This is a genomic window from Gramella sp. Hel_I_59 (genome assembly GCF_006714895.1).
GTDB lineage: Bacteria > Bacteroidota > Bacteroidia > Flavobacteriales > Flavobacteriaceae > Christiangramia.
This window is the reverse complement of the sequence record NZ_VFME01000001.1, coordinates 1507642-1528801: the sequence shown is the minus strand read 5'-3', so window position 1 is coordinate 1528801 and position 21160 is coordinate 1507642. Positions and strand designations below refer to the sequence as shown.

General features: G+C 39.7%; 23 protein-coding genes. 6 read left to right on the top strand and 17 right to left on the bottom strand.

Annotated features, from left to right (window positions below; genetic code table 11):
• Positions 1-8: 8 nt before the first annotated feature.
• The 15 genes from JM79_RS06940 to JM79_RS06870 all read right to left on the bottom strand — a co-directional run bounded on the left by JM79_RS06940 (position 9) and on the right by JM79_RS06870 (position 13501).
• Entirely contained in the window at positions 9-995 is a 987-nt protein-coding gene (locus JM79_RS06940; protein WP_141877455.1) for a xanthine dehydrogenase family protein subunit M, read from the bottom strand.
• Between the two features lie 12 nt (positions 996-1007).
• Positions 1008-1808 carry a 2Fe-2S iron-sulfur cluster-binding protein gene (locus JM79_RS06935; RefSeq protein ID WP_141877454.1) on the bottom strand — a complete coding sequence of 267 codons (801 nt, stop codon included), beginning with the start codon at positions 1806-1808 and terminating at the stop codon, positions 1008-1010.
• 139 nt (positions 1809-1947) lie between these two features.
• The gene (locus JM79_RS06930) at positions 1948-2703 is read right to left on the bottom strand and encodes a sulfite exporter TauE/SafE family protein (RefSeq protein WP_141877453.1); all 756 of its coding nucleotides are present in this window, start codon (positions 2701-2703) and stop codon (positions 1948-1950) included.
• A 1-nt stretch (position 2704) separates the two neighbouring features.
• Positions 2705-3871 (bottom strand): molybdopterin molybdotransferase MoeA, encoded by a 1167-nt coding sequence (locus JM79_RS06925; protein ID WP_141877452.1) that lies wholly within the window; start codon positions 3869-3871, stop codon positions 2705-2707.
• Complete coding sequence (moaA, locus tag JM79_RS06920) at positions 3871-4863, bottom strand: GTP 3',8-cyclase MoaA (RefSeq protein ID WP_141877451.1); 993 nt, start codon at positions 4861-4863, stop codon at positions 3871-3873. The genes JM79_RS06925 and moaA overlap by 1 nt, the downstream gene beginning before the upstream one ends.
• A complete protein-coding gene (gene moaCB, locus JM79_RS06915) occupies positions 4856-5752 on the bottom strand; it encodes a bifunctional molybdenum cofactor biosynthesis protein MoaC/MoaB (protein ID WP_141877450.1) in 897 nt (298 codons plus the stop codon). Before moaCB ends, moaA begins: the two co-directional genes overlap by 8 nt.
• Positions 5752-6195 carry a molybdenum cofactor biosynthesis protein MoaE gene (locus JM79_RS06910; protein WP_141877449.1) on the bottom strand — a complete coding sequence of 148 codons (444 nt, stop codon included), beginning with the start codon at positions 6193-6195 and terminating at the stop codon, positions 5752-5754. The genes moaCB and JM79_RS06910 overlap by 1 nt, the downstream gene beginning before the upstream one ends.
• Complete coding sequence (locus JM79_RS06905) at positions 6188-7198, bottom strand: HesA/MoeB/ThiF family protein (protein WP_141877448.1); 1011 nt, start codon at positions 7196-7198, stop codon at positions 6188-6190. Before JM79_RS06905 ends, JM79_RS06910 begins: the two co-directional genes overlap by 8 nt.
• Entirely contained in the window at positions 7195-7431 is a 237-nt protein-coding gene (locus tag JM79_RS06900; protein WP_141877447.1) for a MoaD/ThiS family protein, read from the bottom strand. The genes JM79_RS06905 and JM79_RS06900 overlap by 4 nt, the downstream gene beginning before the upstream one ends.
• Positions 7421-8035, bottom strand: coding sequence for a nucleotidyltransferase family protein (locus tag JM79_RS06895; RefSeq protein WP_141877446.1), 615 nt, complete (start codon positions 8033-8035; stop codon positions 7421-7423). The genes JM79_RS06900 and JM79_RS06895 overlap by 11 nt, the downstream gene beginning before the upstream one ends.
• A gap of 3 nt (positions 8036-8038) precedes the next feature.
• Positions 8039-9178: an XdhC/CoxI family protein gene (locus tag JM79_RS06890; RefSeq protein WP_141877445.1), complete on the bottom strand. Its 1140-nt coding sequence runs from the start codon at positions 9176-9178 to the stop codon at positions 8039-8041.
• Positions 9175-10326, bottom strand: coding sequence for a cysteine desulfurase family protein (locus JM79_RS06885; RefSeq protein ID WP_141877444.1), 1152 nt, complete (start codon positions 10324-10326; stop codon positions 9175-9177). Before JM79_RS06885 ends, JM79_RS06890 begins: the two co-directional genes overlap by 4 nt.
• An 80-nt stretch (positions 10327-10406) precedes the next feature.
• Complete coding sequence (locus JM79_RS06880; protein WP_141877443.1) at positions 10407-10745, bottom strand: LysR family transcriptional regulator; 339 nt, start codon at positions 10743-10745, stop codon at positions 10407-10409.
• Between the two features lie 5 nt (positions 10746-10750).
• Positions 10751-13015 (bottom strand): molybdopterin cofactor-binding domain-containing protein, encoded by a 2265-nt coding sequence (locus JM79_RS06875; RefSeq protein WP_141877442.1) that lies wholly within the window; start codon positions 13013-13015, stop codon positions 10751-10753.
• 21 nt (positions 13016-13036) lie between these two features.
• On the bottom strand, positions 13037-13501 hold the full coding sequence (locus tag JM79_RS06870) for a (2Fe-2S)-binding protein (protein ID WP_141877441.1): 465 nt from the start codon (positions 13499-13501) through the stop codon (positions 13037-13039).
• Positions 13502-13718: 217 nt separating this feature from the next.
• On the opposite strand from JM79_RS06870, the gene JM79_RS06865 reads away from it, so the two are divergent.
• Positions 13719-14396, top strand: coding sequence for a type 1 glutamine amidotransferase domain-containing protein (locus JM79_RS06865; protein ID WP_141877440.1), 678 nt, complete (start codon positions 13719-13721; stop codon positions 14394-14396).
• A gap of 50 nt (positions 14397-14446) precedes the next feature.
• Here JM79_RS06865 and JM79_RS06860 read toward each other — a convergent pair whose 3' ends face one another.
• The gene (locus JM79_RS06860) at positions 14447-14671 is read right to left on the bottom strand and encodes a CDGSH iron-sulfur domain-containing protein (RefSeq protein WP_141877439.1); all 225 of its coding nucleotides are present in this window, start codon (positions 14669-14671) and stop codon (positions 14447-14449) included.
• Positions 14672-15065: 394 nt separating this feature from the next.
• Here JM79_RS06860 and JM79_RS06855 point away from each other — a divergent pair, with 394 nt between their 5' ends.
• Positions 15066-15608, top strand: coding sequence for a hypothetical protein (locus JM79_RS06855; RefSeq protein WP_141877438.1), 543 nt, complete (start codon positions 15066-15068; stop codon positions 15606-15608).
• The gene (locus tag JM79_RS06850) at positions 15605-15991 is read left to right on the top strand and encodes a hypothetical protein (RefSeq protein WP_141877437.1); all 387 of its coding nucleotides are present in this window, start codon (positions 15605-15607) and stop codon (positions 15989-15991) included. Before JM79_RS06855 ends, JM79_RS06850 begins: the two co-directional genes overlap by 4 nt.
• Here the strand turns inward: JM79_RS06850 and JM79_RS06845 are convergent.
• Positions 15968-16675 carry an arylesterase gene (locus JM79_RS06845; protein WP_141877436.1) on the bottom strand — a complete coding sequence of 236 codons (708 nt, stop codon included), beginning with the start codon at positions 16673-16675 and terminating at the stop codon, positions 15968-15970. The two genes, JM79_RS06850 and JM79_RS06845, sit on opposite strands and share 24 nt — an antisense overlap.
• A 52-nt stretch (positions 16676-16727) precedes the next feature.
• Here JM79_RS06845 and JM79_RS06840 point away from each other — a divergent pair, with 52 nt between their 5' ends.
• The 3 genes from JM79_RS06840 (at position 16728) to JM79_RS06830 (ending at position 21084) form a co-directional block, all read left to right on the top strand.
• Entirely contained in the window at positions 16728-17411 is a 684-nt protein-coding gene (locus tag JM79_RS06840; RefSeq protein ID WP_141877435.1) for an ABC transporter ATP-binding protein, read from the top strand.
• Between the two features lies 1 nt (position 17412).
• On the top strand, positions 17413-19956 hold the full coding sequence (locus JM79_RS06835; protein ID WP_260443391.1) for an FtsX-like permease family protein: 2544 nt from the start codon (positions 17413-17415) through the stop codon (positions 19954-19956).
• A gap of 108 nt (positions 19957-20064) precedes the next feature.
• Positions 20065-21084: an AraC family transcriptional regulator gene (locus JM79_RS06830; protein ID WP_141877434.1), complete on the top strand. Its 1020-nt coding sequence runs from the start codon at positions 20065-20067 to the stop codon at positions 21082-21084.
• The last annotated feature ends 76 nt before the right edge of the window (positions 21085-21160 follow it).

Sequence of the window (21160 nt, the reverse complement as noted above, 5' to 3'; positions counted from 1 at the left end):
GAAATTGGTTATGCTGTTCGATTTTTAGCCTGCTCCAGTGCCCGCACTATAGCTTTCTTACCCATCTCGACCTTGTATATATTCTTCTCAAAAGGTTTGGCATCTTTTAGAGCCAGTTCCGCTGCCTTTTCAAAATTTTCGGTATTTGCTTTTTTACCCTTCAGAAAATCTTCAGCTTCTGAAAGTTTCCAGGGTTTATGAGCGACTCCGCCCATAGCCAGACCTACTTTGGAAATCATACCATTTTGAATAGATAATCCTGCTGCGACTGAAATAAGCGCAAAAGCATAACTGGAACGCTCTCTAATCTTCAGGTAATAGTAATTATCAGAAAACTCCGGAGAAGATAAATGTATCTCAGATATCAATTCTCCTTCTTCTAGAGTAGTATCTTTTTCAGGTCTATCTCCGGGCAATCTATGGAACTCGTTAAATGGAATTCTGCGACTGGAACCGTCTGTCTTTTGAACCTCAACTTCAGCTCCCATCGCGGCAAGGGCAACACACATATCTGAAGGATGTGTAGCGATACATTCCTTGCTATAACCAAAAATTGCATGAGTTGCATTCATTCCATCAATTGCACCACAACCAGAACCTGGTTCTCTTTTATTGCAAGGCATCGAAGTCTCGAAAAAATAGGGACATCTGGTTCTTTGCAGTAAATTACCACCATTGGTAGCCATATTCCTGATCTGTGCAGTTGCAGCAGATAGCATCGCCATGGACAATAATGGGTAATTCTGACGGATATCCGGATGATTCGCAGTATCAGAGTTATTTAGCATACCTCCAAGACTCCAGCCTCCTGACTGATTCTTTTCAATTTTTTTGAACTCAAGATTGTTCACATCCACTAATTGATCTGGACGTTCAACATCTTCTTTCATTAGATCCACCAGATTAGTTCCTCCGGCCAGGTAATGTGTCGTTGCAGTAGTTTCCTGCAAAGCTTCCTGTGTATTTTTGGCATTCGTATAAGTGAATGGTCTCATATCTGGTTGGTATTAAGCGTTCTTTGCATTTTCCATTTGTTCCTGGGTAGCAAATTCCCAGGTTGGCATTTCACTATCTCCGGAATGAACTTCCTTAAAGGCCTGTACAATATTATTGTAAGCACCACAACGGCAAATATTTCCAGACATGCGCTCTCTGATTTCTGCTTCAGAAAGTTTCAGGTCTTTTTTGATAGTTTTCAGATCTTCAGTTAAATAGCTGGCTTCTCCATTTTTAGCTTCCTCGAGTAATGCTACAGAAGAACAAACCTGTCCAGGAGTACAGTATCCACATTGGTAGCCGTCATGTTTTACAAAAGCTTCCTGCATAGGATGAAGTTTCCCATCGCTGGCAAGACCTTCTACCGTGGTGATCTCTTTATCGTTGCAGGTTGCTGCAAGAGTTAAACAGGATAATTTTCTTTTCCCATCGATCATCACTGTACATGCCCCACATTGGCCATGATCACAACCTTTTTTAGTTCCGGTAAGAGCAAGACGTTCCCTGAGTGCATCCAGCAAACTCATTCTGGAATCGATATTTAGTGGTTTGCTAATATCATTCACGCGCAAATTCACTTTTACCTCATTTAATAAAACCCGTACTTCTTCTGGAAGGTCTTCCATATTGCTGGCAAACAGGTCATTTGTAAAATATGATGTTGCCCAGAGACTCATACTCGCCACTGAGACCTGCTTTAAAAAGGTTCGCCTTGAGGAACCTTTCAGCCCCATTTCATCAAAAACCTTTTTTTCATCATCAGTGAAGTCATCTGCCTCAACCTTGGCTTTCCATTTGTCTAAATCTTTCATGTAATTATTTTTGGAGGTAAGTCTACCCTTTAAAATTACAGAATTTAGACTTGGGAAATGTTACTGATCTGTTAATAGCCAGCATTAATCAATGATTCAACACTCTTTTTAACCAAAGTTTATAATTAATAGAAAAATATCAGATGCTTAGATCAAGTCCAAACTTTAGGATAAGTCTCAGTCCAACATAAAACACCAGGACAGCAGTCAAAATCCCGAGGACTTTTAAGTTAAATTTTTTACTGCTTAGATAAGAACCAATTATTCCCCCTAAAACTACAGCTATGATTAATTTAAAAAGCAGATCTGTATCAAGTTTAAAAGTATCAGCCATATGTAGTCCCACTAATCCAGCGATACTATTTACGAGTATAAATACTGAAGCCAGGGAGGCGATGACCCGTGTATCTTTCCATCTCATTAAATTAAGTACAGGTGAAAGAAAAATTCCTCCTCCAATACCAGAAATACCTGACAACAATCCAATACCTCCACCCAGAACTGCTTTCTTAAGATTGGTGAATTCCGTAGATATCTGCGCAGATTTCCAAAATCGGAGACACATAAAAATGCCTGCCAGTAAAAGTGCAAACCCAAGAATTATAAAGAAAATATCCTGTGATAATTTTATCTGCGCACCCAGGTAGGCAAGGGGAATACTCAGTACAAAAAATGGCCAGAGAATACGTGGTTTTAATACACCATTCCTCGCAAAAACAAGGGTGCTAATAGAAACAACGCAAATATTCAACACCAAAGCGGTGGAGCGAATTTCGTAGAAATCGGCCATGAAAAGGCTAAGTATAGCCAGGTAACTGGAACCTCCACCAAATCCAACCGAACTATAGAATAGTGCGATAAAGAAAAATAACAATGGCAAGTATTCCAGAGGCATCTTATGAGATCAGAAATGTTTTAATTAATGAACCTTTCTCCATTTTTTCGAAGGCTTCAACATATGCCAGGGCGTTGCCTTTTGCCATTGAACCTATCATGGAAGATCCCTGAGCGTTTAAAATTTCTACCGAATTATTGTCAATATTAGCTTTCAAAAAAACCGGACGGTCTCCCCTATTCTCGAAATCAGTGGAAATTGGCAAATTGAGTTCAAGCAATCCTTTACCTAGTAGTCCGCTAAGTATTTGTAAGAGTGGTAGCACATAGATATAAAAGCAACTAAGCGAAGACGCGGGATTTCCGGGCAGCGCAAATACGAATTGGTTTCCTTTCTTTCCAAAATATAAAGGTTTTCCAGGTTTTTGCTTCACCTTATAGAATAGCTCTTCTACCCCATTTTCCTCCAGCGCCTGCTTTACAAAATCGTAATCTCCTACTGAAATTCCTCCTGAAAGAATCAGTACTTCCGTATTTTGTAAAGATTCTGAAATGCCAGTTTTGATCAATTCAAAATCATCCTTGATCTTCCTGCTTGCTGAACTGGAAAATCCTTTGCTTTTCAATGCCGCTTCTATAGCACCACTATTGGATTCATAGATCTGCCCAACTTGCAGTGATTCTCCGGGAGCGACCAGTTCATTCCCGGTGGTAATCAATTGAATGATCGGTTTCTTAAATACCTTGATTTGATTTAGTCCCAGGCTGCCTAACATCCCAATTCCGGCAGCGGTAATTTGATAAGACTTGCTAAATACCAGTTCTCCTTTCTTTAATTCTTCACCTTTCTTTCGAATGCACTGGCCTACTTTTGGTAATTCCTCAAGGATAAGTAAGTTGTGATCTACCTTAGTTTTTTCCTGCATGATCACTGCGGAAGTACCCTCTGGAACTTTTGCACCGGTAAAGATTCGAACAGCTTCACCGATCTTCAGCATAAACTCCTGAGAATCACCTGCAGCAACTTCACCAACGATCTTATATTCTTGCTGAAGTCCGCCCAAAGCATAACCATCCATAGCCGAATTATCAAAACCCGGCAGATCAAAACCTGCTTTTAAATCTTCAGCCAAAACTCTGTCAAGTGAATCTTTAAGACTCACTACTTCAGAATCTAGTTGCACATCCTGTGACCTGATAATTTCTAATGCCTCCTTAATTTCTACCATTATCCTCCTATTGAGATCATAGACCGGTTCTGTTCATAATGCTCTGCATCCATTTTCACATCCATACCATCTCTGGAATGTTTCTTGGATTTAATGGCGTTTAAGATAATCGGACTTAGTTCTTCACCGGCTCGCATAGGACTAAGCAGATCGGTTTCAGAATTGGCGAAAAGGCAGTTTTTCATTTTTCCATCGGCAGTAACTCTAATCCGGTTACATTCGCTGCAAAAAGGATTGGTGATCGTGCTAACAATGGCAAAGCTTCCAGTATGACCAGCCACTTTAAAATTTGTACTTGTACTATGCTTTGGGTTTTCGAGTACTTCGATCTTCCCAAATTTTTTCTCAACCGTATCCAGTATTTCCTGTTTACTCACTCCCTTACTCCAGTCCCATTCATTTCCTTTAAATGGCATGAATTCTATGAATTTCACAACCAGATTCTTATGCTTTGTAAGTGCAATAAAATCATTGATCTCGGCATCGTTTACTCCTTTTATCAGCACTATGTTAAGTTTGATGTGCATGCCCATCTCCAGTGCCTTCTCCAAATTAACCATTATCCGGTCATAAAAATCCCGCTTGGTGATAAAAATAGACCTTGCTTTATCCAGAGTATCAAGGCTGAAATTGATCTTTTTTAAACCTATTTTCTGAAAGAGATCCAGATATTTATCCAGTACAATACCGTTTGTAGTGATCTTCAAGGTCACTCCCAATTTGGAAAGTTCCTCCACGAGATAACCAAAATTCTTACGAACCAAAGGTTCACCGCCCGTAAGCCGAATAGTATCGACTCCAAGATCTCTAAAGCTAGTTGCCAGACTAATAATCTCTTCCAGGGTCATAATACTGGGTTTGTCCATTAGCTGAATTCCATCCTCAGGCATACAATAAAAACATCTCAAATTACAGCGATCTGTAAGTGATATCCTTAAATAGGTATGTGGTCTTCCAAAATTATCTACGATCTGCTTTCTTTCTTCAATCATGTCTCTTTCCTTCTAAAACTTTAAATGCATGCAAAACATGCGGAAATATGGCAGCCATGCATTCTGCAGCGCCTTTGGTGGATCCTGGAAACGCAAGTACAAGCTTCCCGTTCATAACACCTGCTACAGATCTTGACAGCATAGCAAAAGGCATACGCTGTTGTCCATAACTTCTAATTTGCTCTTCCACACCAGGCAGACTTTTGTCCAGCCATTCCCTAATTACCCCGGGAGTGTTATCCCTTTCGCTTACCCCAGTGCCACCTGTAAAAATTACCAGGTTTCCTTCGGCATTTTCCAAAGCTGTCTTTATTTCTGAAGGTTCATCTGCAATGATAGATTTTGTGCCAGGAATGTCTAGGTCCTTCAGTTTGGAAAGGATCACTTCTCCAGCCTTATCCTCGCCATTCCCTTCAGAAATAGTATCGGAACATACAATCACACTGGCCGTAATCCCTTCAGAATTAATTTTAAAAGAAGATTTACCGCCTTTTTTTTGCTGTAGTTTTATACTGCCAATCTCCACCTGTTTATCGATGGGTTTCAGCATATCGTATAAGGTCAGCGCGACGATACTAGCGCCATGCATAGCTTCGACCTCAACACCGGTTTTATAGATCGTTTTCACCTCTACCGAAATATGGATCTCAAGGTCCTTAATCTCATAATGAATACCAGTATATTCGATCGGTAAAGGATGACAATCTGGAAGCAGGTCTGGAGTTTTCTTCACCCCTAAAAGTCCGGCAGCCTTAGCCATTTCGAAAACATTTCCTTTAGGCACCGTATTATTTCGAATCGCCTCAATGGTTTCTTCCGAAGAAGTTTTCACAATCGCCAAGGCCGTTGCTTCTCTCAGCGTATTTATTTTGTGTGTTATGTCTACCATTATTTATTTACTTTCCATTGGTGAGAATCGTCTCCAAAAAGTTCCTTTCCAAAAATTGGTGCTTTCGCTTTGATCTCTTCCACGAAAAAATTACAAGCTTCTATCGCTATCTTTCGATGTGCCGAAGAAGTGAACACGAACAAACAGATTTCGCCAGCATTAACCGTACCCATACTATGATAAATATGAGCGCAGGTGATATCGAACTTTGAGAAAGCTTTTTCCCTTATTTCGTGAAATACCTGTTCCGCCATTTCTTCGTAAGCACTATATTCTATAGCCTGAACTATTTTACCATCCACCTCATCTGCCCGAATCTGACCAAGAAAGATACTATGTGCACCAATATTGGTCTTGGACTGATGATTCGCGATGGATTTCGCGATCTTTTCAGGAGGAATTGCTCCCTGTAAAAATACCTTTTTAGGTTTTTTTTTATCCATTTATAATTGTTTGAACTCCACCGGAAACATTTTTAAGATTCCCGAAATGAAATTTATTTTCTAATAATTCCTTTGCGCGCAGACTTCTAATTCCAGACTGGCAAAAGACCTGTATTTCTTTATTCTTAGGAATCTCTTCCACACGTTTCTCCAATTGCTGAAGTGGGATTCTAAGTACATTTTTAGATTCGATCAACGGCTCTTCATGCGATTCTCGAACATCCAGGTAAAACTGATCTGTATCTTTTAAAACACAGTTAGTGGCCATACTTTGAATACCTTTTTCCAGTATCATTGTGATCTGCTCCGGTCGTTTTTTTATCTCAATAAGTTGATCCTGCTGAAGCATCAAATTCTGAATTTTAAGTTTTCCAGATAATATCGTTCCGGTTCCCAGGATGATTTTCACAGCTTCCATGGCCTGGTACATTCCGAAAATCCCAGGTAACATGCCAAGGGTTCCCGTAATTTCACAACTTATATTTTCACGCGCTATCTTCGGAAAAAGACATCGATAACTTGGTCCGCCTTGATAATTAAAAACAGAACACTGACCTTCATGTTTATAAACCGAAGCATAGATCCAAGGTTTGTCTTCCAGTAAGCAGGCATCGTTTATCAGGTACTTGGTTTCAAAATTATCGGTCCCGTCAATGATCAGGTCGTAATTGGCGATTAGTTGGCGGGCATTAGAAGCATTTAGTCTTTCATCGTAAATATCCAGGTAAACATCTGAATTTAAAGCCTGTAATTTTTCTGCTGCTACTTCTACTTTTTTCCTACCGGTATCAGCTTGAGCATACAATGTTTGCCTGTGTAGATTTGTGATAGATACGCTGTCATGATCAAGCAATCCAAGTCGGCCTATCCCAGCGCCTGCAAGATAAGTTGCAGCGGGACAGCCAAGGCCGCCCATCCCAATAATTAGAATACTGGCATTCTGGAGCTTCTCCTGTCCGGAAATCCCAATATCCTCCAATGTTATCTGCCTGTCGTATCTCATCCTCCGGCGAAAGGAGGTAGAAATGCAATCTCGTCTCCTTCTTTTAAAGTTTTATTTTCATCAAGTTGCTGATTTACTGCTACCTGAATGGTCTCAGAATCATCAAATTTATATTCCTCGAATACTATTCTTTTGAGTTCTGCTAGTGTATCTGCACTCTCCAATTCTTTATATTCTTCCTGTAAGCCTGCAGTTTCAGCGAGTTTTCCGAAGTATTTAAGTTTAAGCTTCATGCTCTAGTTGTTTTAAAAGTTGCAAATCTTTTTCAGTATCAATGTCTACTATACCTTTTTCAAATGGCACCAATTGGTAATTAGTAAGTCCGTTCTTAATCAAATCTCTCGCACCACGATCACCTTCGATCTTAAGCAAGTGCGGGAAAATTTCCCTGGAAAATATAGCTGGTACGCCCGGTATTTTCTGGTATTCTGAAAAACTTGCCAGGCAATTTGACTTTAAGTGCTTATCTATAAGTTCTTGCAAAACCAACTCACTTATAAATGGCTGATCTGAAAGCAATACCAGAACATTCTCAATAGCAGGATGTAATTTTTGAATTTCTTCCAGTCCCTTTTTGAGGCTTGTGGACATGCCTTCCTGCCAGTTATTATTGACTAAAAGTTTGTGATTTTTCAGATCAACCTCGTTTAAAATTTTCTCCTCATTTGCGCCCAAAACAATTATTTTTTCTGAAAAATCTAAAGCTTCAGAAACATCGATACTATGCTGCAGCAGCGTTTTATTTTTGAATTTCACCAATTGTTTTGGCTTTCCCAACCGCTTACTAGAACCTGCAGCGAGAATTAGAACGGCAATATTTGATTTTTTCCCGTTCATATCTTAAATACTCAATATTTCTAAAGTTCTTCTTTCGTGAATTGGCGAATTTTTATGTTTTAAAGATTTAGCGCTGGAAGCGGTTAGTTTTGCCTGAATTTCTGATAGAATAGATAAACCTATCTCAGCTGGCGTTTCAGCTCCTAATTCCAAGCCTATTGGCGCGTGAATTCGATCTTCATCGACATTAGAGATTTGTATCCCTGCGTGATTTAGATCATCCTGCATACGTTCCCATTTTTTAAGCGGACCGAGAATACCTATATAAGGAACTTCTCTTTTATTAAGCAATAATTTAAGGACTGCGAGATCATAATTGTAATTATGACTCATAAGTGCAAAACAGGTTCTTTCATCTATCTCAATATTCTCCAGAGTATCTTCCGGCCTGGTCACGATCACCTGACAACCTGAGGAAAATCGGTTTGTATTCGCATGAGTTGGCCTGCCATCTGCAATAATGATCTTCCATCCTAGAAGCTCTGCCTGGTTGGCCAGAACCATCGCATCATTCCCTGCACCAATCAGAACTAATTTAATTGCTGGCTTATAAAACTGGATATAGCTTATACAGCTGTTTCCATTTTTCTTCAATTTTAAAATATCAGATCGCTTTTTCTGAATAACTTCTGAAGCTTTAAATAAAACATCTTTATCTATTTCAGCTGAAGTGAAGATTTTATCTTCAGAATAGATCAAAGCAGTAGTTCCAGGTTGGAAATTGCTTTCTTCCAGATCGAATTCCACCAGAATTGATGCATTTTCCTCGGTTTTTCTTGCAATTTGAAGCAATTCGCAAGCATTATGCTCTTTATCAAAATCAATCGCTTCAAATAATACCTTTATGATCCCGTTGCAACCTAATTGCGCACCAATTACAGCATCATTTTCATCACTGGTATCATAAGTAACAAGCTTATTCTTTTGCTGATGCATAGCATGCAGAGCTTTCCGAAGTGCATCGCCTTCAAGACATCCCCCGCTAATCGCCCCGGTGAGATTACCAAATTCATCTACTAACATTCTTGCACCAGCTCTGCGATATGAAGATCCTTCCACATGAACTACTGTCGCCAGAACACAGGATATTTCTTCAGCTTTCAGCTTGTTGTATTCCGCTAAAATTGCATCAATTTCTCTCATACCAGGCTGGTTTTTCTAATACTATTGATCGCAGTTTTAATATTTTCGAATGCCAGGTTCAGATCTTGCCGGGTTGTACTTTTACCCAGACTAATACGATAGGTAGCCAGCGCCAGACTTTCTTCGATTCCCATAGCGGTTAAAACATGTGAAGCTTCTATTACATTAGAAGTGCAGGCTGAACCTCTCGAAATCGCGATCCTGTTCATTCTTCGATAAAGTGCATCTCCATCAACATTGTGTACACTAAGGCTAGTGGTATTTGGAAGTCGATCCTGATCTTTGGCATTTATTTGAACATCCTCTAAACTCTGCAGCTGCTCTTCAAAATCATTACGTAGCAATAACATTCCTTCTGAAGTTTCTTGCAATTGCTTACTTGCCAATTCCGAAGCAAACCCAAATCCTACCACTGCTGGAACGTTCACAGTTCCCGGTCTCATACCGTTTTCCTGATTTCCTCCATACATATACCTGGCTAAGTCGGTTTTAGATGAACTGTAAAATGCACCTGCTCCTTTAGGTCCATAAATCTTATGAGACGAAAAAATTGCGATATCTATTCCCATAGCTTTTATATCAACCTCAATTTTACCGACTGCCTGGGTGATATCGCTCATGACCAAGCTACCATTCTGATGCGCCAACTTTGAAATTTCAGAGATATCCTGGATAACCCCGGTTTCGTTATTGGCGAGCATCATCACTACCATACTGGTATCTGGACGCAGCAAATTTTGAAATTGTTCCAGATCGACTATTCCGTCGCAATTGACCTCTACATAGCCAATTTCATACCCATCCTTTTCTAAAGCATTTAAGGTTTCCAGAACTGCTTTATGCTCGGTTCTACAACTAATGATATGCTGTCCTTTATTCCTGTTTTCTTTTGCAAACCCGAACAAGGCTAGATTAGCTGCTTCTGTAGCTCCTGAAGTAAAAGTAATTTCTGAAGCTCTGGCATTAATCAGATTGGCCACTTGCTTTCTTGCTTGCTCTAATGCTTCACTGGCATCCCAGCCAAATGCATGATCACTATGAGGATTTGCAAAATTTTGAGTAAAATATGGTAGCATCTTTTCCAACACCTGTTCGTGAACCGGAGTTGTGGCATTATGATCAAGGTATATTTTCGCGGGTTTTAACAAATGCTTTGAGCGTTATGTATTTAAATATATATCGGACTTTAAAACTATGAAAGAAGGCTTTAAATTTCTCAGTTTTAGTTTTAATTTAAGATTTTAAGTAGCTGCTTCTCTTCTTCTGTAACCTCTTGCAGTTTTTGCTGAAGTTTATTGTAGGCTTCCATTACTTCTTGTGCATGCATAGTCACTTCAGCACCACCTCCAGTCTTCCCACCTTTTCTCAATATCACCAAAGGTTGTTCAGAATGCATATTCAACTGCCGAATCATCTCCCAGGCTTTACGATATGATAACTGCATTTTTTCAGCTGCTTTGGACAAACTACCTTCAGCTTTAATATTCCGAAGTAATTCATGCGGACCGGGACCATAGAATTTATCTCCACTAGTCTCGATCCAGCATTTCACCTTGATACTTTTCATAGATATCAGGTTTTAAGATCGCCCTGCAACCCAGTAATAAATGGTTGCTTATAAAACCTTTTTCCGGTTGCTTTATAAAGTGCATTCGCCAATGCTCCCTGAACAGGTGGGAATGGCGGCTCACCCAATCCTGTTGGATCAATCCCATTCTCTACAAAATGAACATCGATCTTTTTAGGGGCTTCTTTATGTCTTATGAGTCGGTAGCCATCAAAATTGTTTTGTTGCGGAGCTCCTTCAGCAAAGGTCATTTCACTGAACAAAGCATGACCAATTCCATCGATCGTACCACCTTCCACCATGTTCTTAGCAGCTTCAGGATTTACCACGATTCCGCAGTCAACGGCGCAGGTCACTTTATCGATAAGTGGCTGATTATTCTCAACGGTCATATCGAGGATCTGGGCGACATAAGAATTATGGCAATAATAGGCAGAAACCCCTCTGGCCATCGTTGAATTCGAATTCCAGCCTGATTTATCCCTGGCCAGTTTCAAAACTCCGGCATACCTCTCCGGATCATAATCATTGTTTTCGCCAACTGGCTTATTTTTCGCTTTTTCCAGCATTTCTAATCTGAATTCAATAGGATCCTTATCCATTTCTTCAGCAAGTTCATCGAGGAAAGACTGCTCGGCCCCAGCAATAAAATTCGACCTTGGTGCTCTAAAAGCTCCAACGGAAATATTGGATTCTACCACCCAGCTTTCTGCCAGGTAATTATCAATAGCTCCTGCCGGAAATCTATTGGCGAAAAGCGGACTTTCGGGAATACCTCCCGCAGTAACATGGAAAGCGGTTAATTGCTTATTAGCATCCAATGCTGCCTTATAAGTTACATGATAAGCCGGCCGGTATACACCGTTTGTCATATCATCTTCACGTGTATAAACCAGTTTGATAGGAGCACCCACCTTTTCTGAAATCACCGCTGCTTCGACCAGAAAATGACCGTAAAGTCTTCTTCCAAAACCTCCACCCATTCGCGTCATCTGGATGTCAATATTTTCAAGATCCAAACCAAGACGCTTCTGTACGCTTTTTTCAGCATATTCCGGAGTTTGTATAGGACCAATTAATTCCGCTTTTCCATTGGAAACATTCGCGAAAAAATTCATGGGCTCCATACAATTATGCGCCAGGAACGGGCAGGTATAAGACCTCTCGATCACTCTCGCCGCATTCTTAAATGCTTTTTCAGGATCTCCATCTTTTCTTACAACTTCAGCATTTTTACTACCTGCTTCTGCCATTAATGAGTTGTGTATATCGCTACTTTCGAGTCCGCTTGCATCCTGCATTCCAGCCGACTTCTCCAGAATCTCGATTTCTTTGGTAAGTTCAGGATTAAGATCCCATTCAACATCCAGTTCTTTTCTTGCCTGCATCACCTGCCAGGTGGTTTCTCCAACGATAACGACAAGTTTCGAGAACGAGCCAACATCACTCCATTCCTTCTCCATGTCTTCAGGATAGGTATCGATGGTGAAAATATCAGTAATACCAGGTAGGCCTTTAGCCTTTTCAGCATTCATATTTTTAAATTCCATTCCAAAAGCTGGTGGCTGCATCACCATTGCGATAAGCATTCCATCTCTTTGGGTGTCCAGTCCATATAAAGGCTGCCCGGTCACGATCTTTCTGGCATCTACATTTTTTCTGGATGTACCAATGATCTTGAAATCTGTATTTTCCTTTAAGCTTACTTCCTCAGGAACTTCAATCGAGGCAGCCGATTTTGCAATGTCTCCAAATCCAATTTTCTGTCCGGATTTGGCATGTTCGATCATACCATTGTTAACCGTAATTTCTTCCTGAGGGACTTCCCACTGTTTTGCAGCCGCTGCAACCAGCATATATCTTGCAGTGGCACCGGCTGTTCTTAAAGATTGCCAGCCCTGTCTAATAGATTGACTCCCTCCAGCAAGTTGCCTTGTAAAAATTTCAGTATTTAGCGGAGCCTGCTCTACAATTACATTATTCCAGTCGACATCAAGTTCCTCTGCCACGATCATAGGCATAGAAGTCTTTACATTCTGACCAATTTCAGGATTTGGTGAATAGATGGTTACGATACCATTATCCCCAATTTTAAGATAGCCGTTCAATTCGAACCATTCGTCTGGCATTTGCATCGCCAGTTCTTCACTGCCTTCTTCCGCCGGGCCTTTACAAGCCATCCAGTTAAAGCCAATTATTAGTCCGCCACTAGCGATAGAAACACTCTTTATAAAGGATCTACGTCCAAATGTTGTTTTTACTTTACTCATGTTGATCTTCTTTGACTATAATTAAACTGCCTGAGAACTGGATGCTGTTTTGATGGCTGCTTTGATTCGGGTATAGGTTCCACACCTACAAACGTTCCCATTCATAGCATTCTCTATCTCAGAATCTGTAGGATTGGGATTCCGGTTCAGCAGTGCAGTTGCAGACATGATCTGGCCAGCCTGGCAGTATCCACATTGCGGAACATCATGTTCCAGCCAGGCTTTCTGAACGGGGTGATCTCCGTTTTCAGAAAGACCTTCGATTGTAGTAATTTTATTTCCTGCTGCCGAAGATACCGGCAGCTGACAGGATCTTATAGCATTGCCATTAAAATGCACAGTGCAAGCGCCACATTGAGCGATTCCGCAGCCAAATTTTGTGCCTACCAGATTCAAATGATCTCTCAAAACCCATAGTAATGGTGTATTGGGATCTATATCAAAAGAATGTTCTTTATCATTAATGCTAAGAGTAATTGCCGCCATTTCTTAAATTTTCCTAAAAATTACGCAATTATCCAAAGCGAAACTAGCATTCTGAACATTTAGGAAGCTTTTTTATTATCAGGAACTAACAAGAATTTAACCAGTCTAATTGATTTATATCAACTTGATACGCTAGTTACATGCTTAAATTTGTGCTAATTAATTCTCTGACTGAACATTAAGTTGGAACTTGAGAATAAACCAAAAAAATATTATTATGAAAGTTTTATTTGTACTTACATCACACGATAAATTAGGAGATACTGGAAACAAAACTGGTTTCTGGATCGAAGAATTCGCTAATCCATATTATAGCCTGTTAGACAAAGGTGTTGAAATTACTGTTGCAACTCCAAAAGGAGGAAAGGCACCCATTGATCCTACCAGTGATTCTGAAGATAATCAAACGGAAGATACCAAACGATTCAAAGACGATGAAGCTGCGCAGAAAGTGATCAATAATACGCATAAGCTTTCTGATGTTAAGGAGCAGGATTTTGATGGAGTGTTTTATCCAGGAGGACATGGACCACTTTGGGATCTATCTAATGATGAAAAATCTATTAAGCTAATTGAGAGCTTCAACGAAGCTGGAAAACCAATTGCATTTGTATGCCATGCGCCTGCAGCTTTGAAAAATGTGAAAGCGAAGGATGGTAACGCTCTTGTAAAAGGTAAAAAAGTAACCGGATTTACAAATTCTGAAGAGGAAGCGGTTCAACTAACCGATGTTGTACCATTCTTAGTAGAGGATATGCTAAAGGAAAATGGAGGAATCTATTCCAAGGAAGCTGACTGGAATGAGTATGCAGTTACAGACGGTCATTTGATTACAGGACAAAATCCGCAATCTTCTGGAGCAGTTGCTTCCAGATTATATGATATGCTGAAATAAGAATTTAATTCTACAGAAAGAAAAGCCTCTGAAAGATCAGAGGCTTTTTTTTATTTCTTTTTTGGAGGTAAGTCAAAAGCTATTGCTTCGTGCTCAAAATGATTTCGATGAGCTCCGTCACAAAATGGCTTATTTTTCGACAATCCACATCTACATACTGAAACCAGGTCTCTTCCACCCAGGTCATATATATTACCATTCTTATCTACAATTTCGAAATCTCCTTCTACTTTAAGGGATCCATTACTATTGACTGTTAATTTTGTTTTCGACATAATTTCTATTAGTTGAAATACGAAGATACTTCAAAGCAGGTTTAGACTCTTTCTATTTTAGGTGCTTGCTTGATAAACTAAGCAAAAAGAAAAAAGCTTCTGGAAAGAAGCTTTTTTCGAAGGTGAACATTATTAAAACAGATCTATAGGCAAGGTTAGATTTCTAAAAGTAACAGTTCAAATTCATTTTAAAATGATAGAATTGAGAGCGGCTAGAACGTTTATACCATTAATAATCAAACAATTAATAGATCAAGGCTAAAAATAGCGATTAATTTAGATTGATGATAAGTGAACAATAGTTAAAATTACGAGCTAGGACTTTCATTTCTATGGTTTGGAGATTCCGGTTAGTTCTCGAAAGGTTTACCTTTTATAAGAGACATAGGAATTAATGAAAAATTTACCCCAATTCATTTTCCTGCTATTCCACACACTTTTTATCGGAATTGCAGTATGCGAGAGTCAGGAGAACCTCTATCAGCTTATACCGCTGGTGATGATCACTACGTTGCTTCTATACTTTTATCTTCATAATTTTTCGAAAAGTAAGGAACTGGCAGAAAAGGATATACAGATACCGACGATCATATTTGCTATTTTAGGTGGACTTGCAACTTTTCTTCTACAGGATCAATTTGAACTTTCAGCGGTACTCTCTGCTGGAATCATTGGCCTTTTCGGCGGGATTATACCTAAGATCATAAATAAACCTTTGACTAAGATCGCTTCGCCGGCCATATATTGTGGTGCTTTTGTTGGAATGACTCCTCCGGTTTTGGCAGGTAATTATCTATTTATAATACTAGCTTCATTTTTCGCTGGCTCTATACTCATACTTACACGTGAGAGTTTTAATGGTTATGCTGGAAAACTTGGTAGTATCGCATTTGCAGGAGTAAGCCTGGTAAGCCTTTTAAGTTATATGCTACTATGATGAATTTATTACTCATAGTAGCATGTAGCGTACTTTCGGGTCAGCTCACGTATACCTTAAATAATAGTTTAAATCTGGGTGCTGTCATTGCGTCTTCTCTGGTGAGCATTTCAGGAGGATTATTGATCTACACTCCATTATCTGAAGTTCTGCAAGAAACTTTACCTCTGGTTATTATGGGTGCAAGCTTTGTTGGAATGGCTTCGGAAGAGATCGCGTCCAGAAACCGCATTATTATCTTATCCTCTATTTTCTTCGGAATACTATTCTATTGTACCGGAGTTTTCTTTGAAGGTTTTGGTGGAAGTTTAGGAACCACAGCTGCGATCGCATTTTTCGCCAGCCTGGGATTTCAGCAATTAGTTTTTAAGAAGGGGTTCTAAAGTTTCCCAGATATTTTCCACTAAAATTGGCTGAGCTTCGGCCGTTGGATGAATCCCATCCTGCTGATTAAGTTCCGGATCGCCAGCGACACCATCCAGTATAAATGGTATCAAATAAATATTTTCTTTTTTGGCAAGCTCTGGAAATAGGTTTCTGAATTCTGTAGTATAATCTGCTCCAAGATTTGGTGGGATCTGCATTCCGGCAAGAATGATCTTAGTTTCTGAATTTTTCTCCTGAACATAATCTACGATCTTATTTAGATTAGACCTGGTTTCAGCCAAAGGAACACCGCGTAATCCATCATTCGCACCAAGCTCCAGAACAAAAATCTCCACATTCTGTTTTAGCACCCAATCGATTCGGTTCAATCCCCCAGCGGTAGTCTCTCCACTAAGCCCTGCATTGATCACCGTGTAATCAAACCCAAGAGAATCGAGTCGCTGCTGAATTAGATTCGGGAAAGCTTCATCGGTCTCAAGCCCGTAGCCTGCAGTAATACTATCTCCAAAAAAGAGGATCGTTTTAGAATTTTCTTCTTCTGAATTATCCTCAGATTCTTCAGTAGCAGATTTCTCTTCAGCTGCAACCGATTTTTTTTCGTTTCCGCAGGATAGATTCAGCAGTAAAACTAAACTAAGCGTAAAGATTTGAAAGCTTCGAAAGATAGGTGCAGTATTCATAAAATCATTTCTTATTTTGTTGGTCCGAGTAAAGAAAATTAAAAGAACTAAGATGGCAAAAATTTTAAGGGTTGAAAATCTCAGCAAAACCTATAATAATGGTAGTAAAAAGCTGGTCATCCTGGACAAGATCAATTTTGATATTGAAGAAGGAGAAACTTTTGCTATCGTTGGCCCTTCAGGTAGTGGGAAAACAACTTTACTTGGCCTGAGTGCAGGACTTGATCGAAGTGATGAAGGCACTATAGAACTCTGCGGCGAAAATCTAAGTCAACTTGATGAAGATGGTCGCGCTGCCTTGAGGAACAGGCATGTTGGATTCGTATTTCAGAACTTTCAGCTTATCCCAACCCTTACGGCTCTTGAAAATGTTGCTGTTCCATTGGAACTTCGTGGAGATTCGAGTGCAGAACATGAAGCCACAGCCCTTCTGGAAAAAGTTGGTTTAAAGGATAGAATGCATCATTACCCAACACAATTATCTGGAGGGGAACAACAGAGAGTTGCACTTGCCCGGGCATTTTGTAATAAACCCAGGATACTTTTTGCAGATGAGCCAACGGGCAACCTGGATGAAGCTACTGGACAAAATGTGATCGATCTGCTTTTAACACTGAATAAGGATTTGGGTACAACCCTGGTAATAGTTACCCATGATATGGAACTAGCGCAGAAAACGCAGCGAATTCTTAAGCTTCGAGGGGGAAAAGTTCAGGAACTACAAACCCAGGTTTAATATGAGTTCAGAAAGATCCAGCGCTGGTTTTCCTTGGCTATTAAAAATGGCTTTAAGGGATGGGAAAGCTAGCAGTCGAAAATTGTTTTTATTTATCGCATCGATCGTACTTGGAATTGCTGCGGTAGTTTCAATACAATCTTTTAGCGCTAACCTCAAACGGAATATCTCTCTACAATCGAAATCCCTGATGGGTGCCGATTATATTATTGACAGCGATAAACTTCCTACGGAAAAAGTTTACGGTATTATCGATTCTCTTGGAGGCGCAGAAGCAAGAGAGATTAGCTTCGCCTCTATGGCAGCTTTTCCTGGGAACCAGGGAACAAAATTAATGCAGGTTCGGGGAATAGAAGGTGGTTTCCCATTTTATGGAGAAATTGAAACTACACCTCCCGAAGCAGGAAATAATTTTAAAGAGTCTGAGGTTGCCCTGGTGGATGCCACGGTCATGCTACAATTGGGACTTGAAATTGGCGATTTTGTAAAAATTGGAAATACAAGTTTGGAAATTGGCGGAGCATTAAACAATGTTCCTGGCAGTTCCAGCATTTTTAGTTCTATAGCTCCTCCTCTACTGGTGCCCTTTTCTGCCATAGAAAAGTCGGGACTGGTCCAAACCGGTAGCCGAATTGATTACAGGTACTATTTTACCGCTCCGGAAAGTCTTGATATGGAAAAGTTTGATGAAGAACTTGATCCTATACTTGATGAGAACGATGCAGATCTGGACACTCACCTATCTACTAGTCAGAGATTAGGGAGACGTTATGAGAATTTTGCAAAGTTCCTAAACCTGGTTGCTTTCATTGCGCTATTACTTGGTTGTGTTGGAATAGCCAGCGCCATACATATCTATATAAAAGAAAAAGTTGCATCGATCGCTATTTTAAAATGCCTGGGAGCTTCCAGAAAACAAAGTTTTCAAATCTTTTTGATTCAGGTAATCGTTATTGGATTGATCGGGTCTGTAATTGGAACCCTCTTAGGACTCGGATTGCAGGAATTATTTCCCTACTTGTTGCAGGATCTTTTGCCGGTAGAAATAGATCTCCAAATTTCACCTCTTGTAATTCTTACAGGAATTATTCTTGGGGTAAGCATGTCGGTTCTTTTTGCTTTATACCCACTACTTACTACCCTAAATATATCTCCTTTGCAGACTCTACGCATGCAGCAATCTGCAGGATCGAACAAAAAGTATAAAATCTTGGTGTCAGTCGCAGTCATAATTTTCATCTGGATCTTTGCATTCTGGTTACTCGATAATTGGTTATATGCGATCTGGTTCGTTCTGGGCCTGGCAATCACCTTTGCTATTTTGAGCGGATTTGCAGCTTTGATCATGAAATTGCTGAAAAGGTATTTTCCGAAGAACTGGGGATTCCCGGCAAGACAAAGTGTTTTAAATCTTTATCGGCCACAAAATCAAACGCTCATTCTCATTCTTGCTATTGGAATTGGAACATTTTTAATAAGCACTTTATACTTTACCAGGGATCTGCTTCTGGCTCAAACTACATTGGAGAGTCAGCAGAATACTCCAAATATGATCTTGCTGGACGTTCAAAGTGAGCAAAAAGAAGAGGTTGAACAGGTAATGGACAGTAGCAACCTGGAGCTTTTACAGAACATTCCCATTGTCACTATGCGTGTTATTGAGCTGAAAGGTAGAAGCGCGAACGAAATTCGCAAGGATACCAGCAGTACGATCAATAACTGGGTTCTGGATCACGAATTCAGGACTACCTACAGGAACTCTCTTGCTGAAGGTGAAGAAATTCTGGATGGAAAATGGCAAGCTAATTTTAATGGAGAAGGTCTTATTCCAATCTCTATAAGTGATAATCTTGCTGAAGATGCCGAGGCCACAATTGGAGATCAAATGATATTTAATGTTCAGGGTGTTCAGCTGGAAACTGAAGTTGCGAGTATTCGTAGAGTGGACTGGAGTAATATGCAGATCAATTTTTCAATTTTATTCCCGACCGGTGTTCTGGAGGATGCTCCGCAATTCACAGTAATGACAACGCGGGTTGAAGACGATAATTCTTCAGCGAAGCTTCAGCAGAAACTGGTACAGCAATTTCCTAATGTGACCATTATCGATCTAAGACAGGTTCTAAAAGTTGTGGAAGAAATTCTTGGTAAGATTTCCTGGCTAATCAATTTTATGGCATTTTTCAGTATTCTTACTGGTATCATCGTACTCATTGGTGCAGTTAGAACCAGTAAATATCAAAGAATTCGCGAGAGTGTACTACTAAGAACCCTTGGTGCCAAGAACAGGCAGATCTTAAAAATCCTGGGGCTGGAATACTTATTTCTGGGAATCCTGGGAAGCCTTTCCGGAATATTACTTTCCTTGATCTCCAGTTTTCTAATTGGTTATTTCCTGTTCGATACTACGTTTATACCTTCATGGATTCCATTTTTAGTAGTGTTCCCTGCGATTACTGCATTGGTGGTAATTATTGGACTTGCGAATAGTTATAGTGTAGTAAAAAGTCCACCTCTGGCTGTACTTCGGAAGGAGTTAGGATAAATTAAATTGATGGTGTTCAAAAAGTCAATATGAATTTAACAATTCTTTAGCCATGATAGTTTAAGCCGCTGTGTACCTTGTATGAGTTAACAAGCTAACTCGATTTTTATGAAGACTTATCATTTAGAAATAAATGATGTGGATGATTTTATTCCTGAACTTGCGAAGACTGTAGGAATAGATCATTCGGAACACCTCGGCGAATTCTCTCTATTTATACCTGACTCTATTGGCGATGGAAACATTCGTGGAATTAATTTTCCTAATGGTATAGGTCTATATATGTATCATGTGACGGTTCGTGAAGACACAGAACTTAGAATTTCCCACCCAACTATAAAGCCGATTCGCTTTATCTATTGTCTGGATGGAATGATTGGAAGTAGTTTTGATTTTATAGGTGCTGAAGACCTCGTAAACGAACATGAATTTGTGATCGCCGCTCCAAAAAGCAAGGAGACTTATAATATTACCTTGAAGAAGGATATAGAAACCACGCTCTGTTACCTGGAAATTGATCGTTTAAAATTTCAGGAATATTTTAGTTTTGACCTTCATGAACTTGAGCCAATTTTCTACAAACTATTTAGTGATGTACAGGCTCATAATCGGGTTTCAACTTTGGGAAACATTAGTCTTCAAACTAGCCAGATTATTAAAGAAATTAAAACATCTGATCTTACGGGTTTTCCAAGGATTAATTTTGTGGGAGCAAAATCTCTGGAGATCCTGAGCTATATGCTGAATCGTTTTAAAAAGGAGGATCAGCAAACCCAGAATGAACTAAAAGATAAAGACCGGGCGGCTGTAGAAAAAGTTGTTAAGTATATAGATTCCAATCTCGCCCAGGCTGGAACCGTGAACGAACTGGCACAGATTGCCGGCGTTAACACGAACAAACTTCAGGAAGTTTTTCAGAAGGTATATGGGAAAACCGTGAATGAATACGTGCGGGATATACGCCTTACAAAGGCTCTACATATGCTTTCTTCAGGAAAAAAGAACGTTAGTGAGGTTGTTTATGAATTAGGATTATCCAGCCGAAGTTACTTTTCAAAGATCTTCAAGAAAAAATACGGAGTTTCTCCAAGGAAAGTACTTTCCAAAAATGAATTACCAACTAAATAATTTTTAATATTAATAGACTAACCGGGATTTTCAAAGCATCGCTTTGGTCCGGGTTTTGTATGTTAACAGACTTCGA

Excerpts from the sequence above, each read along its gene's own strand:
- JM79_RS06940 (WP_141877455.1), bottom strand. The coding sequence starts at position 995 with ATGAGACCATTCACTTATACGAATGCCAAAAATACACAGGAAGCTTTG.
- JM79_RS06935 (WP_141877454.1), bottom strand. The coding sequence starts at position 1,808 with ATGAAAGATTTAGACAAATGGAAAGCCAAGGTTGAGGCAGATGACTTC.
- JM79_RS06930 (WP_141877453.1), bottom strand. The coding sequence starts at position 2,703 with ATGCCTCTGGAATACTTGCCATTGTTATTTTTCTTTATCGCACTATTC.
- JM79_RS06925 (WP_141877452.1), bottom strand. The coding sequence starts at position 3,871 with ATGGTAGAAATTAAGGAGGCATTAGAAATTATCAGGTCACAGGATGTG.
- moaA (WP_141877451.1), bottom strand. The coding sequence starts at position 4,863 with ATGATTGAAGAAAGAAAGCAGATCGTAGATAATTTTGGAAGACCACAT.
- moaCB (WP_141877450.1), bottom strand. The coding sequence starts at position 5,752 with ATGGTAGACATAACACACAAAATAAATACGCTGAGAGAAGCAACGGCC.
- JM79_RS06910 (WP_141877449.1), bottom strand. The coding sequence starts at position 6,195 with ATGGATAAAAAAAAACCTAAAAAGGTATTTTTACAGGGAGCAATTCCT.
- JM79_RS06905 (WP_141877448.1), bottom strand. The coding sequence starts at position 7,198 with ATGAGATACGACAGGCAGATAACATTGGAGGATATTGGGATTTCCGGA.
- JM79_RS06900 (WP_141877447.1), bottom strand. The coding sequence starts at position 7,431 with ATGAAGCTTAAACTTAAATACTTCGGAAAACTCGCTGAAACTGCAGGC.
- JM79_RS06895 (WP_141877446.1), bottom strand. The coding sequence starts at position 8,035 with ATGAACGGGAAAAAATCAAATATTGCCGTTCTAATTCTCGCTGCAGGT.
- JM79_RS06890 (WP_141877445.1), bottom strand. The coding sequence starts at position 9,178 with ATGAGAGAAATTGATGCAATTTTAGCGGAATACAACAAGCTGAAAGCT.
- JM79_RS06880 (WP_141877443.1), bottom strand. The coding sequence starts at position 10,745 with ATGAAAAGTATCAAGGTGAAATGCTGGATCGAGACTAGTGGAGATAAA.
- JM79_RS06875 (WP_141877442.1), bottom strand. The coding sequence starts at position 13,015 with ATGAGTAAAGTAAAAACAACATTTGGACGTAGATCCTTTATAAAGAGT.
- JM79_RS06870 (WP_141877441.1), bottom strand. The coding sequence starts at position 13,501 with ATGGCGGCAATTACTCTTAGCATTAATGATAAAGAACATTCTTTTGAT.
- JM79_RS06865 (WP_141877440.1), top strand. The coding sequence starts at position 13,719 with ATGAAAGTTTTATTTGTACTTACATCACACGATAAATTAGGAGATACT.
- JM79_RS06860 (WP_141877439.1), bottom strand. The coding sequence starts at position 14,671 with ATGTCGAAAACAAAATTAACAGTCAATAGTAATGGATCCCTTAAAGTA.
- JM79_RS06855 (WP_141877438.1), top strand. The coding sequence starts at position 15,066 with ATGAAAAATTTACCCCAATTCATTTTCCTGCTATTCCACACACTTTTT.
- JM79_RS06850 (WP_141877437.1), top strand. The coding sequence starts at position 15,605 with ATGATGAATTTATTACTCATAGTAGCATGTAGCGTACTTTCGGGTCAG.
- JM79_RS06845 (WP_141877436.1), bottom strand. The coding sequence starts at position 16,675 with ATGAATACTGCACCTATCTTTCGAAGCTTTCAAATCTTTACGCTTAGT.
- JM79_RS06840 (WP_141877435.1), top strand. The coding sequence starts at position 16,728 with ATGGCAAAAATTTTAAGGGTTGAAAATCTCAGCAAAACCTATAATAAT.
- JM79_RS06835 (WP_260443391.1), top strand. The coding sequence starts at position 17,413 with ATGAGTTCAGAAAGATCCAGCGCTGGTTTTCCTTGGCTATTAAAAATG.
- JM79_RS06830 (WP_141877434.1), top strand. The coding sequence starts at position 20,065 with ATGAAGACTTATCATTTAGAAATAAATGATGTGGATGATTTTATTCCT.